The 14,312-nt window shown below is 53.8% G+C and carries 16 protein-coding genes and 1 tRNA gene; 10 read left to right on the top strand and 7 right to left on the bottom strand.

Annotated elements, in window-relative coordinates; all coding sequences use genetic code 11:
* Window positions 1-102 precede the first annotated feature (102 nt).
* Window positions 103-783 (top strand): hypothetical protein, encoded by a 681-nt coding sequence (locus AD663_RS22190; RefSeq protein WP_003185196.1) that lies wholly within the window; start codon window positions 103-105, stop codon window positions 781-783.
* 233 nt (window positions 784-1,016) lie between these two features.
* Here the strand turns inward: AD663_RS22190 and AD663_RS29000 are convergent, their stop codons facing one another.
* From AD663_RS29000 to AD663_RS28650, 3 genes are all read right to left on the bottom strand, one after another.
* A complete protein-coding gene (locus AD663_RS29000) occupies window positions 1,017-1,637 on the bottom strand; it encodes a hypothetical protein (protein WP_157062736.1) in 621 nt (206 codons plus the stop codon).
* 114 nt (window positions 1,638-1,751) lie between these two features.
* Window positions 1,752-2,756, bottom strand: a complete 1,005-nt coding sequence (locus AD663_RS22185) for a DUF2806 domain-containing protein (RefSeq protein WP_003185193.1) — start codon at window positions 2,754-2,756, stop codon at window positions 1,752-1,754.
* A 96-nt stretch (window positions 2,757-2,852) separates the two neighbouring features.
* Window positions 2,853-4,352: an SIR2 family protein gene (locus AD663_RS28650; RefSeq protein ID WP_003185192.1), complete on the bottom strand. Its 1,500-nt coding sequence runs from the start codon at window positions 4,350-4,352 to the stop codon at window positions 2,853-2,855.
* Between the two features lie 356 nt (window positions 4,353-4,708).
* Here AD663_RS28650 and AD663_RS22180 point away from each other — a divergent pair, with 356 nt between their 5' ends.
* Entirely contained in the window at window positions 4,709-4,903 is a 195-nt protein-coding gene (locus AD663_RS22180) for a hypothetical protein (protein WP_003185191.1), read from the top strand.
* Window positions 4,900-5,226, top strand: a complete 327-nt coding sequence (locus AD663_RS29670) for a low molecular weight protein tyrosine phosphatase family protein (RefSeq protein ID WP_003185190.1) — start codon at window positions 4,900-4,902, stop codon at window positions 5,224-5,226. The genes AD663_RS22180 and AD663_RS29670 overlap by 4 nt, the downstream gene beginning before the upstream one ends.
* 83 nt (window positions 5,227-5,309) lie before the next feature.
* Here the strand turns inward: AD663_RS29670 and AD663_RS22170 are convergent, their stop codons facing one another.
* Complete coding sequence (locus AD663_RS22170; RefSeq protein WP_152632820.1) at window positions 5,310-6,113, bottom strand: hypothetical protein; 804 nt, start codon at window positions 6,111-6,113, stop codon at window positions 5,310-5,312.
* A 45-nt stretch (window positions 6,114-6,158) separates the two neighbouring features.
* Window positions 6,159-6,647, bottom strand: coding sequence for a hypothetical protein (locus AD663_RS22165; protein WP_053214540.1), 489 nt, complete (start codon window positions 6,645-6,647; stop codon window positions 6,159-6,161).
* 55 nt (window positions 6,648-6,702) lie between these two features.
* Here AD663_RS22165 and AD663_RS22160 point away from each other — a divergent pair, with 55 nt between their 5' ends.
* Window positions 6,703-7,164, top strand: a complete 462-nt coding sequence (locus tag AD663_RS22160; RefSeq protein ID WP_003185184.1) for a hypothetical protein — start codon at window positions 6,703-6,705, stop codon at window positions 7,162-7,164.
* Between the two features lie 108 nt (window positions 7,165-7,272).
* Here AD663_RS22160 and AD663_RS22155 read toward each other — a convergent pair whose 3' ends face one another.
* Together AD663_RS22155 and AD663_RS22150 are read right to left on the bottom strand one after the other, a co-directional pair.
* Window positions 7,273-7,602 (bottom strand): hypothetical protein, encoded by a 330-nt coding sequence (locus AD663_RS22155; RefSeq protein WP_003185181.1) that lies wholly within the window; start codon window positions 7,600-7,602, stop codon window positions 7,273-7,275.
* Window positions 7,603-7,976: 374 nt separating this feature from the next.
* Window positions 7,977-8,061, bottom strand: a tRNA-Leu gene (locus tag AD663_RS22150).
* A gap of 108 nt (window positions 8,062-8,169) precedes the next feature.
* Here AD663_RS22150 and queA point away from each other — a divergent pair.
* The 6 genes from queA (at window position 8,170) to AD663_RS22120 (ending at window position 14,252) form a co-directional block, all read left to right on the top strand.
* Complete coding sequence (gene queA, locus AD663_RS22145) at window positions 8,170-9,219, top strand: tRNA preQ1(34) S-adenosylmethionine ribosyltransferase-isomerase QueA (protein ID WP_003185179.1); 1,050 nt, start codon at window positions 8,170-8,172, stop codon at window positions 9,217-9,219.
* 14 nt (window positions 9,220-9,233) lie between these two features.
* On the top strand, window positions 9,234-10,349 hold the full coding sequence (tgt, locus tag AD663_RS22140; protein ID WP_172680631.1) for a tRNA guanosine(34) transglycosylase Tgt: 1,116 nt from the start codon (window positions 9,234-9,236) through the stop codon (window positions 10,347-10,349).
* Between the two features lie 43 nt (window positions 10,350-10,392).
* A complete protein-coding gene (gene yajC / locus AD663_RS22135) occupies window positions 10,393-10,728 on the top strand; it encodes a preprotein translocase subunit YajC (RefSeq protein WP_053214538.1) in 336 nt (111 codons plus the stop codon).
* Between the two features lie 65 nt (window positions 10,729-10,793).
* Window positions 10,794-12,662 carry a protein translocase subunit SecD gene (secD, locus tag AD663_RS22130; RefSeq protein ID WP_053214537.1) on the top strand — a complete coding sequence of 623 codons (1,869 nt, stop codon included), beginning with the start codon at window positions 10,794-10,796 and terminating at the stop codon, window positions 12,660-12,662.
* Window positions 12,663-12,671: 9 nt separating this feature from the next.
* Window positions 12,672-13,586 (top strand): protein translocase subunit SecF, encoded by a 915-nt coding sequence (gene secF / locus AD663_RS22125; protein ID WP_003185169.1) that lies wholly within the window; start codon window positions 12,672-12,674, stop codon window positions 13,584-13,586.
* Between the two features lie 117 nt (window positions 13,587-13,703).
* The gene (locus AD663_RS22120; protein ID WP_003185167.1) at window positions 13,704-14,252 is read left to right on the top strand and encodes a glycine zipper 2TM domain-containing protein; all 549 of its coding nucleotides are present in this window, start codon (window positions 13,704-13,706) and stop codon (window positions 14,250-14,252) included.
* Window positions 14,253-14,312 lie beyond the last annotated feature (60 nt).

Here is a 14,312-nt window from a genome sequence, read left to right as displayed (position 1 = left end):
CTATCGAGTACTTGTGCTTTTTGACCGATATAAGCAATCATACAAGCTCAACAATAGCTGGAGCTCGGCAGGGTCCAGCCGTGCTCCTATAAGGTGGAAGGTATGGTATTTAGCCCGTTCAACGCAGAAGACCTAGCAGCTGCGGCGGTCGATGCTCTGAAAATGCGGGGCGACGCACGCGCAATCGCCGTGGTCGTCGCGGGTGATTGCAAAGTTGATCTATCAGGCTCGGATTTTGGGATTAATTATTGGCAGTTTTTAATTTCGCTACCCGTACAACTTTTCTATGCAATGTCAGACGACGAGCGTAAGGCAACAGAAGCCTCTATAGCTGAGGTGATTATTCCTTTCTATTCCACAACTCCGAATGACTCTTCAGAAGGAGTAATTATTGCCCCTAGGGTAGGGGAGGCGGTATATGGGTGGCGTGAAGAGGCTATGCGTTACGTGAAGGGGGATGGGGTAACAAACCAAGGTAGAGTGCGTAGCGATAATATTGCCTCACAGCAACATCAGGGGCTACTCTTTCGGTCACAAGCAGAAGTCACGCTTTTCAAGGCACTAACTAAAGCTCGGCTTCCAGTAGCACCTCTTCCAGTATTTGTTCGGATAGGAAATACTTATAATCGACTCGAGCCTGATTTTGTAGTGATTTATAAAGGGCTAACTTTTGTTGTTGAAGTTGACGGAGATACTTACCACGCTGAGTTGCCTGCAGAGGCGGACAAGCGTTTAGTCCCATTGACATATGAGGGGGTAGAAGTAAGGAGATTAGGGCAGTAGAGCTAGGCTCGGATGCTCAGGCGGACTCAGTCGTAAGAGAGTTGATCGATTTTATGGCTCGGCGTAAAGCATCCCGCTGAGCAGGCCTACACCAAAGGTTTTAATGATTAAGAAAGGAAGTTTTAAATCCCCTTCTACTTTTAATTAATGCATAATTGCACTGCTCAATGTTGTAAGGGAGTAGCGAAAATAAAAAGCATATTTATTGAGGGTTTATGTGCTCATTAAAAAAGTCATTCTTTTTTGTTTAACCTGGCTCGGACATCGGCTGGTAGAGGATCGAGCCATTCAATTTTATTTGTCTCTGAATTTAAATGAACTAGAATTATTCCATTCGACGATTCGCTTTTTGTAATCTCGCTTTCAGCTGCCGAGTTTTCAGTTAAATGATAGTCGCGGATAAAGTCAATAAATTTTTCTATGGTTTTGTCGTAATTAGAGTTCCCATTACTTTTTTCTAATAAAAGCTTCAGGGTGTGGTTGTCTTTTCCTTCTGCTACAACAGAAAAAGCCATGGAGTATGGATTTTTCTTATCGGATTTGCCCTGTGTACTCAGGATCGTTGGTTCGATCCTCGGTTGGTTTAATGTTCTCTTGGTTAATCGTTGTATGGATTTTTTTAGTATGTGGTAATGGTCTTTTCCCATTTCCTTTAAAAATTCCTCGAAGTATGCTTTTCCAATAAATAGTATTATAGTTGTTGGGACTAGCCACTCTATTGCAGCATAGGGGGCCGGAGCTGGTCTGGTCTCAATATCAAAAACTAACGCCGGATGGGATATTTCTGAAGCGAAATCGTCAAATATTGCGGTCTCTATCTGGCTAATATGAGATATTCCGATTGTTGGGCGCATGATTTGCTCTTCATTAAGATGTTTAAATTAAGTGGGAGGCGGGTGGGTCTATTATTGGACAGTAAGTTTGTCTTTTTTGCGAGGTGATGATTCTATTATAATTTTATATGGTGTCTACCCGATTTTTACGCCATTTGTATAAAAGGTCGATGTGCCATCCTCAGTGTAATCGGCAATCATTACATTGAACCCTTCCGTAACCAAGTGCGTACCAATTTTATGAAGATATTCGATGTTGTCGTCCAATCGGCCTACAGATATTATTTGCTCTCCAAGGGCTGTTGCTCGGTATCCGCGTAGTTTGATGATTTTATTTTCAGTATGCCTGGCGACTAAACACTTCTTGGATGCTCTTAAAATGCGCACCCATCCATCATTTGATTTTTGCGTAGATGTATTATTTACTAGCCCGCCTGCGCTCACACCGGACAGAACTCCAAGGTTCTCTAGCTCAAGCAGCTCATCAAAAGTAATAAGCTCTACCGTTCCTCCTTCCCAGATTAAACCCTCCACCACTAGGCTTGATAGCCGCTCAATTAGTTTTGCCTCGGTTGGAGATAAGTTTCTTAAGAAGTCGAGGCTCCGAAGTGAGTATCTCCCAGGTGATTTAATCTCGCTGACTAACAGTCTGCCCCAAAGCTCTTGCATGTCATTTAAGGAAACATCTCCCACGTAGTCGCGCCACCTAAATAACCAATCCGTGTCAACTTTGCTCAGGGGCGGTTCTTGTCCATCATCGATTACGGCTTGTTCAGCATGCAAAACTGCTTTGGTAACATTAATCTCTTTTCTCAGGGCATTTATGATTTGTTGTTTTTCGGATGCGTGCGCCAGCGTTTCAAGATTTAGAGTGGGTTCCGTACGAACTAGAAGATCATTATTTTCCTTCTTTTCCATGAAGCTTATTTTTAAAGAGAAATCAGATAGATCCTTATGTCCACTTTGGATTTCTTTCACTTCGCGTTCAGCTTGAGCCAAAACCAACATCTCAGCTCGTCGAACCTCGATGTTCGCTACCCCTTCGCGACGTACTAGGCTCGGCCTAAAGATTGCACCGATGCCTTTTTCTGAAAGTGTTTCCCATATTCGAATGATTAATTTTTCACCCGGGATTTCCATGTCGCATCCTTTAGATATAGTTGCTATGTTTTTATGGTTATTTCGATAGGTCTAGGTTTATATCGCCTTGATAGTTAGTGCTACAGGCGCCTGAGATTACGAGGATGTTGATTTCGCAGGCGGCGGAGTGAATGGAATAAGAGGCTCCTGGAGTGAGGCTATACTAGGAAGTGCAGTAATCGAGCCGCTTTCCCCCGATAATAGAGGTGGTAGTGGGGGAGCGACGAGCACCTCTACTGATGTAAGTAGGGGATTCAGTAATAAAACAACATGATGCCAGCCTTTGCTTTGTGCATAAATTTTTAGCTCTCGTAACTGCCGTTTCGATAGATTGTTTTTTCTGTAATCCCAGGTCTTACCTGCTGCATGGGACTGACCGCTCTTTTTTCCAATGAATGGAGCTTGTCTGTTCAACGCGTGTGCTAGTTTATGAAATAGCGCCGGAGGCATATGGGCGTCGCCATAGGTTTCCAAAATATCAAGTACTATAGTCAAGCCCTGCGCGTAGCCTTGAAAAGCGCCGTACCCAGCTGATCTTTCGAAAGTTTTATCAATGCACTTCTCAAAAAAAGGTATAAAGCCATCGATTATTGGTGAATAATTGCTGTTGTTGACAAATGAAAGCGTTGTTTCTCTGAAATTTTTCTCATCAATAAAATTAATTACGGCGTCTTGCGGAGATTTAACCATCAGATCGCGAATGCTATGTAGCTTCCTAATTAATTCATCTTGAAATTGTCTCCGTTGGACGACAATTGGCATTAGCTCTTCGAAGAATCCTGCCAAGCCGGAAACCTCTAAAATTGTAGCTCCGTTATATCCTCGGTAAGGATCACTTTTTGGAGTGTTAACCCGAACTATCTGAATAGTCTCATTGGGGTAGCTCTTGATAACTTCGTCAAATACATTTTTTGACCAATCAAAAGCAGTTAAAACATTGTCATCACCTAGTCCATAACCTAAAAGTACTGTTGTAGATTCCTTTAGTGTCAGAGCTAGCTTTATCTGGCGATATTCATTAGGCCTGAACAGTGCGGTATAGTCTTCACGGCAAAGTACAATCTTATCCGGGTACGTACGTACGCCATGAAGATGATAGACGGGTGTGCGTCCCTTGGGGAAAACCAGTGGCTGATCCGGCCCGATTGTAATGGACTCGCCCGGCAGCAAACTCTCTATGACTAAATCGTAGTTAGTAGTTATCACCCAGGCGGGAGACAATTTGCTAATATGGTCAGCGTATACGGTTTTTTTCTGATCCGTTGGGTACCAGCAAGTCAGCTCGGCAACCTTTTCTTTCAAGGAAGACATGCTGCTTGTAATCGATAGTCCTTTTGCTTCTGAATGTTTTCGGCAAATAGAAGAGGCTATCTCCGGATAGCCCGTGCCAATTAAATTGGGATTGTCAAAATCAAATTCTATTTCAAGCTCTGTTGTAGCCTTCTGCAATAATTGCCCCCATGAAAGAGCCTCTTCACCAACTAGTTCTTTAGAAAATCCCGCGCCTATGAACAGGCATAAATTTCCATATATGCTTGATTCTGAAATGTGGGCCAGTAACTGCTGGCGGGTTGGTCCTTCAGGAAGCTCGAACATAATTCACTCCTTTGCAATTATATTTCGATCCTATACAAATTTAGGCTAGTCTCCAACCCCCTTTCATTGGCTTTTGGGTGGGAGGAGAAGCGCTTGAAAATTGCTGGTTGACCCTTGCTCTTCACTTCAGAGCGAGAAAAGCTGAATAAAACGGCTCCCTGAGCAGAGAAGAGGGGGCGCATTTATTTATTTTGCAATAGATCGGCACCGTTTCCTTTACCTTTATCCTGAAACGACAGCCGTTAGGATCCTCTATCCAAACCCGCCCACACTAGCCACAACCCCAATTCACGCTTACCATCCCACCACCTCGTATTACCGCGGCTGCTGAACCCGGTACTCACGAGGAAACAACCATGGAAAGAACCCGTAGCTGGAGACGCGCGCAATCGCGCAAGCACAATGGGCGCGAAGCGATTAGCCCGCAGGACTTCAAACCAGAAAAGAACTGGAAGCTGATCTACACCCGTGCGGACAAGCTGCACCGAGCGCGTCAGCTCGGTATGAGCTATCCCATCCGCACCACCCGCCATCTGTTGGATCAAGAGTGACTAATCTCCTGTTCGTTTGCAGTCGTAACCAATGGCGTAGCCCTACCGGGGAGGCGATCTGGCGTCGGCGCCCTGGTTTCGGTGCTCGTTCGGCGGGCACCAGCCCCAATGCACGCAAGCCTATCGGCCCAGCGGATATCCGGTGGGCCGATGTCATATTTGTGATGGAGCGCAAGCACGAGCATCGTCTACGGGCAGAGTACGCTCGGCTGCTTGAGCACAAGCGGCTGCATGTTCTGGATATTCCTGATGACTATCGCTTCATGGATCCTGAGCTAGTGGACATGCTTGAGCAGGCGGTGACGTCATACCTGTGTACTTGAGCATTCAGGGCAATCTTCACGAGCTGCTCCTTTCCTCAATGGCTAGGTGAAACGGTCACCGGTAGAAGGTTGATCCCGCCGTATTACCCCCGTTTGAGAAGCTTGGATACGCGTGTCGCAGCGAACCATGCAAATTGGCCGAAACCGACCAGCAAGCGCCTCAGTACCCGGAAACACTGTCCCAGCCGATACCGTGCAGCCCTAAGAACGCGACGCCTATCAGCCGCAGACCGTGCATCAATCAAGCACAGCTTGGTAGTCGCCAAGGCCACTTTTGCTCCGACCGCCACAGCGACAGCAAGGAAATACAGCCAACGCTGATTCTTGGCTTTGTCATGTTGGCTGACTAGCGCCGACAACTGCTTCAAGGAAGGCTTGGCACCGGCGAGCCAGGGAATGATGCATTCGCTGGCCAAGGCTACGGTGTGGCTGCTGATATTTTTGTCCACAAGTCCCGGCGGACCATCAGGATTGACCGAGCAATAGCCGCGGGGGACGTACTCGCAGGTGCTGGAGAGGGGCGATGAGCGCGAGATGGCATTAGAAAGGTACTTCACGGGGCACAGCCGTTGGTTGTACTCGTTGATCTCTGTGCGAATGGCGATCACGTCCTCATCGCTTAGGGTTCTTCTATTCGCGGCGTAGAACCCTTTGGAGTCGTCCGGTGCGTAATCCATGAAGTAGCTGGCTTCACCTTCTTTGATGTGAGTAAAGGTCCACTGTGAATCGCTGCTCCACTGGCACGACTTCAGGCTACCCAAGCCATTGGCCTTACAGTAATCATCGTAGCGCCTGATTTGGCTCAACAGGAACGCGCTGGCGTCCTGGATGCTCGCTGTCGCCTCCTTCAGCAGTGCGGTGTCTTCATTGGCGCCATTGTCCGCCACAAAGAACACCGCTGCGACCAATGCCAGCGGAAACCAGAAGTGATCTTAGAGCTGTCGGAAGCGTTCGGTGAGGTTGAGGTTGTCATAAACAAGAACCATGACACCCCATCCGGTGAGGGCGCAAAGCATCAACAGGGGAATCAGCCCGACTTCGCTGCCCAGCTTCCCAACGCCGTTGATGGTGTAACGGATGGGCAGGTAATTGATGATTGGGAAAAGGCCCAGGCAGTTCAACACACCGGGTAGGAACAAGAGCGCGAAGAAGATGAACACGCCTCGCTTTTTGCTCACGGTAAAGGCCGCTGCTGCCAGCAAGGGAATCAGCAGCAGTGACAGCATCATCAGATAGCCAAGTGTGATCACCATGGCTTCATCGGGCGACCAGTAAGTTCCGGTGATTTGCCCGGCGTCGTTACGCCCGGTGAAGGTCGATGATACGACGCCAAGACCTTCCAGGATCTGGTGCAGGTTGTAGGCAGCGCCGTGGAGAAATTTTACGTAAGGGTAGAAAAAATCCCCTATTGAAATTGACATCTATTTGAGTCCTTCAATTTTTTAGTCATTCCGTGGTTACGTAGAAGAGCTGTGGATGAAATGGCTTGCATCCGGTTTAGGCGCGCAGACAGACGACGAGTTCGTCTTCGCCGTGGAAGATTGTTACAGGTCCTCGTTGCTTTGCGGTGCGCGGTTGGGAACCTTTTCGCTCCCCGTCTCTTTACCTCTAGGATTTCAGATGACACTGACAGATTTGCAACAGCTATCCGCATCTCAGAACGAACTGGTTCTTCCTTACGTGCAAGCGATGAAAGCATTGGAGCTTCTGGAGTCAGCGGGAGCATCGCTGTTGGGGTGGGAAGGTTGGCTGCGCTACCCGGACCGCAGGTTAGGGCATTCGTCCCTGCATCAAGGTGTCGATACTTCAAAGCTCAATCCGTCGGAAGCGTATCGTTTGGCTAGGGACACTATTTGTATTTCGCAAAAGGAATACGAGTCCACGTCCGCGATGGCCGATGTTCAGTTGCTTTTCTGCATTACGGTAAGTGGTTTGTAACTGGGGATCGACTCTTTACGTGCCCGAACGATCAGAAATCCTGTGTTTGGCGAGGCCTGGGAGGTTATTGAAAGCGACGGCCTCCCATGAAGCTCCATGGGCCTCTCCTCATTGGATATCTTTTAGATAATCCCTAAGTGCTATGAGGGGAGCGTCAAGCTGCTTCATTGCCCGAGCAGCGCCGAAATCCGCCGCCAAGCGACTCAGTTCCCGCCCCAAGATCGTATTGCTTCCCCCAATCGCCTCCAGCGCCAAGTCCAAGCAGTGCTGCACTTTCGCCTGGATAGCTTGGATGTCTTCTCTGCGCACCAACAACCCAAAAACCTCCCGATCACACCCGCCCATCAACGGATCATCCCGCAGAATCGGACTATGCCCCTCCGTCTCATAAGCCAGCTTCAGCGAGTAAAGAGCGACCGTTTCCAGTAGCAATTCCATGGGGTGAAGTCCTTTGTCAGCGGGTGAGGAGGGGCGGTGGGTCAACTGGGCGTTGCAAGGCGGAGCATCGGTGGGGGCTGTGACATTTTTGTGAGCGCTTTGCGCTCAAGCGGGAGCAAGCTCCCTCGCCCCGGGTTCTTCCTTGCTCCCAGGTTCTTCCTTACCACTCGCTCTTCCTCACCATGAGGTTGGGTATTCTGGGGCCGCTTCGCGGCCCAGCGGGGATAAATCCCCTCGCCACAAAGGGGAGCGGTGATTTATCCCCCCCACCACAAAAGCGGGTGGGGGATTGGTTGGGATCTGCGTTAGCCGCGAAAAACTACTTTCCTGCAGGCGAAAAAAAAGACCTTGAATTTCAAGGTCTTTCTTTAAGATGGTGCCCCGAGGGAGACTCGAACTCCCACTCCTTTCGAAAACGGATTTTGAATCCGCCGCGTCTACCAATTCCGCCATCAGGGCTCAATGGCGGCGAAGTATAGAGAGGTGCCTACCGTTGGTCAATCACGTTTCATGGTGAATTTTTGATAATTCCGCTAGACTTTCCGGCCCTGCTAGACGAACCCCATCATGCGTGTTGCTGACTTTACCTTCGAACTCCCGGATTCGCTGATCGCTCGCCACCCTCTGGCCGAGCGTCGCGCCAGTCGACTGTTGACCCTGGACGGGGTCAGCGGTGCCATGGCTCACCGTCAATTCACTGATTTGCTTGAGCATTTGCGCCCGGGCGATTTGATGGTGTTCAACAATACCCGGGTGATTCCGGCGCGGTTGTTTGGCCAGAAGGCCTCCGGCGGCAAGCTGGAGATTCTGGTGGAGCGGGTGCTGGACAGTCATCGTGTGCTGGCCCATGTGCGCTCCAGCAAGTCGCCCAAGCCGGGTTCGTCGATCCTCATCGACGGCGGCGGCGAGGCGGTGATGGTGGCGCGGCATGATGCGTTGTTCGAGCTGGAGTTTGCCGAAGAGGTGTTGCCGCTGCTCGACCGTGTCGGGCATATGCCGTTGCCTCCTTATATAGATCGTCCGGACGAAGGTTCGGACCGCGAGCGTTATCAGACCGTGTACGCCGAACGCCTGGGGGCGGTGGCGGCGCCGACGGCGGGGCTGCATTTTGATCAGCCGTTGCTGGATGCGATTGCCGCCAAGGGCGTGGAGACCGCGTTCGTGACGCTGCACGTCGGCGCTGGCACGTTCCAGCCGGTGCGGGTCGAGCGCATCGAAGACCACCACATGCACAACGAATGGCTCGAAGTCAGCCAGGAAGTGGTCGATGCAGTGGCGGCTTGTCGCGCGCGTGGCGGTCGGGTGGTGGCGGTGGGGACCACCAGCGTGCGTTCCTTGGAAAGCGCCGCCCGCGATGGCGTGCTCAAGCCGTTCAGTGGCGACACCGATATCTTTATCTACCCGGGCCGGCCGTTTCATGTGGTCGATGCCCTGGTCACCAATTTTCATTTGCCCGAATCCACGCTGTTGATGCTGGTTTCGGCGTTCGCCGGTTATCCCGAAGCCATGGCCGCCTACAAGGCCGCCGTCGAGCATGGATACCGCTTTTTCAGCTACGGTGATGCGATGTTCATCACCCGTAACCCCGCGCCACGCGGACCCGAGGAAACAGTATGAGTCGCACCTGTCGCATGTCCTTCGAGTTGCTCGCCACCGATGGCAAGGCTCGTCGCGGTCGTCTGACCTTCCCCCGCGGTACGGTGGAAACCCCCGCGTTCATGCCGGTGGGCACCTACGGCACGGTCAAGGGTATGCTGCCACGGGACATCGTCGCGACCGGCGCGGAGATCATCCTCGGCAACACCTTCCACCTGTGGTTGCGCCCGGGCACCGAGGTGATCAAGGCCCACGGTGACTTGCACGATTTCATGCAGTGGAAAGGCCCGATCCTGACCGACTCCGGCGGTTTCCAGGTGTTCAGCCTCGGTGCGATGCGCAAGATCAAGGAGGAGGGCGTGACCTTCGCCTCGCCGGTGGATGGCGCCAAGGTGTTCATGGGGCCGGAAGAGTCGATGCAGGTGCAGCGCGACCTGGGCTCGGACATTGTGATGATCTTCGACGAATGCACGCCGTACCCGGCCGATGAAGACGTGGCGCGGGTGTCCATGGAGCTGTCGTTGCGCTGGGCCCAGCGCTCCAAGAACGCCCATGCCGACAACACGGCGGCGCTGTTCGGCATCGTCCAGGGCGGCATGCACCAGGACCTGCGCATGCGTTCCCTTGAAGGCTTGGACAAGATCGGCTTCGACGGCCTGGCCATCGGCGGTTTGTCGGTGGGCGAGCCCAAGCATGAAATGATCAAGGTGCTCGATTACCTGCCGGGCCAGATGCCCGCTGACAAACCTCGTTACCTTATGGGCGTTGGCAAACCGGAAGATCTGGTTGAGGGTGTGCGCCGCGGGGTGGACATGTTCGATTGCGTGATGCCAACCCGTAATGCCCGCAATGGGCATCTGTTCATCGACACGGGCGTGCTGAAGATCCGTAACGCGTTCCATCGCCATGATGATTCGCCGCTGGATCCGACCTGCGACTGCTACACGTGCCAGAACTTCTCCCGTGCTTATCTGCATCATTTGGACAAGTGCGGCGAAATGCTGGGTAGCATGTTGAATACCATCCACAATTTGCGCCATTACCAGGTGCTTATGGCTGGTTTGCGCGAGGCTATTCAACAGGGTACATTGGCCGCCTTTGTCGAGGCCTTCTATGCCAAGCGCGGGTTGCCTGTTCCGCCCTTGGACTGAGTTTTCCGATCCCTAGATTCAATACTTGCAACTGGAGTGCTAAATGAGCTTTTTTATCTCTAATGCCATGGCTGACGCGGCTGCACCTGCTGCCGGTCCTATGGGCGGCGGTTTCGAGTGGATTTTCCTGGTCGGCTTCCTGGTGATCTTCTACCTGATGATCTGGCGTCCACAGGCCAAGCGCGCCAAAGAGCAGAAGAATCTGCTGGGCAGCCTGCAGAAGGGCGACGAAGTGGTCACCACCGGCGGCATCGCTGGCAAGATCACCAAAGTGGCCGATGACTTCGTGGTACTGGAAGTGTCCGACACTGTTGAAATGAAGTTCCAGAAGGGCGCTATCGCGGCCACGCTGCCAAAAGGCACGCTGAAAGCGATCTAAGGTTTCAAACTTCTATTCAATCGACGGGGCGCGCAAGGCGCCCCGCGTCATAAGCGGGCGGCGTGATGCTGAACAAATACCCTCTGTGGAAATATGTACTGATCCTGGCGGTGCTGGCGGTCGGTCTGATTTATTCCGCTCCCAATCTTTACCCGGATGACCCGGCCATTCAGGTCAGTGGCGCAAGCACTGCGCTGCAGGTCACCCAGGCTGACCTGGACCGTTCGAGCGCTGCGCTCAAGGCCGCCGGGATCGAAGTCAAGGCTGCAACCATCGCCGAAAACGGCAAGGGTGGCCTGTTGCGCCTGGTCAAGGCTGAAGACCAGCTGCCGGCCAAGGACGTGGTGCGCAAAACCATGGGCGACGATTACGTCGTAGCCTTGAACCTGGCCCAGACCACTCCGCAATGGCTGCGCAAGCTCGGCGCGCACCCGATGAAGCTGGGCCTGGACTTGTCCGGCGGTGTGCACTTCCTGCTGGAAGTGGACATGGAAAAAGCCCTCGACGCGCGGATGAAAGTCTACGAAGGCGACGTCAAGAGCCTGTTGCGCAAAGAGCGCGTGCGTTATCGCAGCCTGCCGCAACTCGACGGTGCCATTCAGCTGGGCTTCAGCGATACCGATACCCGCGAGCAGGCCCGCAGCCTGATCCGCAAGAACTTCAACGATTTCGATGTTGTGCCGGCCGACCTCAATGGTCAGGCGGTGCTGCGTCTGGCGATGACCCCGGCCAAGCTGGCGGAAATCCGTGAATACTCCATCAAGCAGAACTTGACCACGGTGCGTAACCGCGTCAACGAGCTGGGTGTGGCCGAGCCAATCGTGCAGCGCCAGGGCGCCAACCGCATCGTGGTTGAGCTGCCAGGCGTGCAAGACACCGCCGAAGCCAAGCGTATCCTCGGCAAGACCGCCAACCTGGAATTCCGCCTCGGCGCTGAGCCGGGTGCTTCCAAGGCCACGACCGAAAGCTTCGAGTTCCGCGAGGGCAATCGCCCGGCGGCGCAGATCGAGCGCGGCCTGATCATTACCGGTGACCAGGTGACCGACGCCAAGGCCGGCTTCGATGAGCAGGGTCGTCCGCAGGTGAACATTCGCCTGGATGGCCACGGCGGCGAGCTGATGAGCCGCGCCACGCGCAGCAACGTCGGTCGCAGCATGGCGGTGATCTTTATCGAGCAGAAGCCGACTACCACCTACACCAAGCAAGTGGTCGACGGTGTCGAGAAAGACGTCGCGGTGCAGACCTTCAAGGAAGAGAAGAAGATCATCAGCCTGGCGACCATCCAGTCGCCGTTGGGCAGCCAGTTCCGCATCACCGGCCTGAACGGCCAGGGTGAATCCTCGGAACTGGCCCTGCTGCTGCGTGCCGGTGGCCTGGCTGCACCGATGTACTTCGCTGAAGAGCGCACCATCGGCCCGAGCCTGGGTGCCGACAACATCACCAAGGGTATCGATGCGTCGTTGTGGGGCATGCTGTTCGTCTCGCTGTTCATCATCGCCATCTACCGCTTCTTCGGCATCATCGCCACCGTCGCGCTGGCGGTGAACATGGTGATGCTGTTGGCCCTGATGTCGCTGCTGGGCGCTACGCTGACCCTGCCGGGTATCGCCGGTATCGTGTTGACCATGGGTATGGCGGTGGACGCCAACGTGCTGATCTTCTCGCGGATACGTGAAGAGATCGCCGCGGGCATGACGATTCAACGTGCGATCAACGAAGGCTTCGGCCGGGCATTCACCGCGATTCTCGACGCCAACCTGACCACGTTGCTGGTCGGCGGGATTCTCTTCGCCATGGGCACCGGCCCGGTCAAGGGCTTCGCAGTGACCATGTCCCTCGGGATCTTTACCTCGATGTTCACAGCCATCATGGTGACCCGCGCAATGGTCAACCTGATCTTTGGCGGTCGTGACTTCAAGAAGTTGTGGATTTAAGGGGCTGCCATGTTACGTACAATCAACTTCATGGGCGTTCGCAACGTTGCGTTCGGCGTCACATTGTTCCTTACTGTGCTGGCGTTGTTCAGCTGGTTCCACAAGGGCCTGAACTACGGCCTGGACTTCACCGGCGGTACGCTCATCGAGCTGACCTACGAGCGTCCGGCCGATGTCACCAAGGTGCGTGAGCAGCTGGCGACCTCGGGCTACAGCGATGCCATCGTGCAGAGCTTCGGTGCGACCACCGACCTGCTGGTGCGCATGCCGGGTGAAGACCCGCAGCTGGGTCACCAGGTAGCCGAGGCCTTGCAGAAGGCTGGCGGCGACAACCCGGCAAAGGTCAAGCGCGTCGAGTTCGTCGGCCCGCAAGTGGGTGAAGAACTGCGCGACCAGGGCGGCCTCGGCATGCTGATGGCGCTGGGCGGCATCCTGATCTACCTGGCCTTCCGCTTTCAGTGGAAGTTCGCGGTGGGCGCCATCGTTTCGCTGATCCACGACGTGATCGTGACCGTGGGCATCCTGTCGTTCTTCCAGATCACCTTCGACTTGACGGTGCTGGCGGCGGTGTTGGCGATCATCGGTTACTCGCTCAACGACACCATCGTGGTGTTCGACCGGGTGCGCGAGAACTTCCGTGTGCTGCGCAAGGCGTCCTTGATCGAGAACATCAACATCTCGACCACCCAGACCCTGCTGCGGACCATGGCGACGTCGATCTCTACCCTGCTGGCGATCGCGGCGCTGCTGTTCTTTGGCGGCGACAACCTGTTCGGCTTCTCCGTCGCGCTGTTCATCGGTGTATTGGCGGGTACCTACTCGTCGATCTATATCGCCAACGTTGTGTTGATCTGGCTGAACCTGAGCACTGAGGATCTGATTCCTCCTGCAGCCGTGGAGACAGAGGTGGACGACCGTCCGTAAGGCCTGTTGCTCCTTCCGTCACTGCTGAAAAGGCGCGAGTTGAACTCGCGCCTTTTTTTATGCTCCAAGGCTGGGAGAAGCGCGGATTAATCCGCTTGTGATGCCCTGGAGGTTCAAGTGAACAAATCGATGCTGGTTGGTGCGGTATTGGGTGCTGTCGGTGTAACAGCCGGTGGTGCGGTCGCCACCTACAGCTTGGTAAAAAGTGGCCCTGAGTCTGCGCAAGTACTGGCCGTGGAGCCGGTCAAGACTCAAATCAAGACTCCGCGTGAGGTGTGCAAGGACGTCACCGTGACCCGGCAGAAGCCAGTCCAGGACCAGCACCAGATCGCCGGCACCGTGATCGGCGCCCTGGCCGGTGGCCTGTTGGGCAACCAGGTCGGTGGCGGCACCGGCAAGAAAATCGCCACCGTGGCGGGTGCGGCCGGCGGCGGTTATGCCGGTAACAAGATTCAGGAAGGGATGCAGGAGCGCGACACTTACACCACGACCCAAACGCGCTGCAACACCGTCAATGACATCAGCGACAAGGTTGTAGGCTACGACGTTCGCTACATGCTCGACGGCAAAGAAGGCAAGGTCCGCATGGACCGCGACCCGGGCAACCAAATCCCGGTGAACAAAGAAGGCCAACTGATCCTGGGCCAGAACGAACCGGCTCAGTAATCCAACCGCTAAAAAGAAGCACCCTTCGGGGTGCTTTTTTTGTGCTCGGATTTCGGACAT

The sequence above is a fragment of the Pseudomonas sp. Q12-87 genome (assembly GCF_001269755.1).
Taxonomy (GTDB): Bacteria; Pseudomonadota; Gammaproteobacteria; order Pseudomonadales; family Pseudomonadaceae; genus Aquipseudomonas; species Aquipseudomonas fluorescens_S.
The sequence above is the reverse complement of the archived record's forward strand: the minus strand, read 5'-3'. Positions and strand labels throughout refer to the sequence as shown.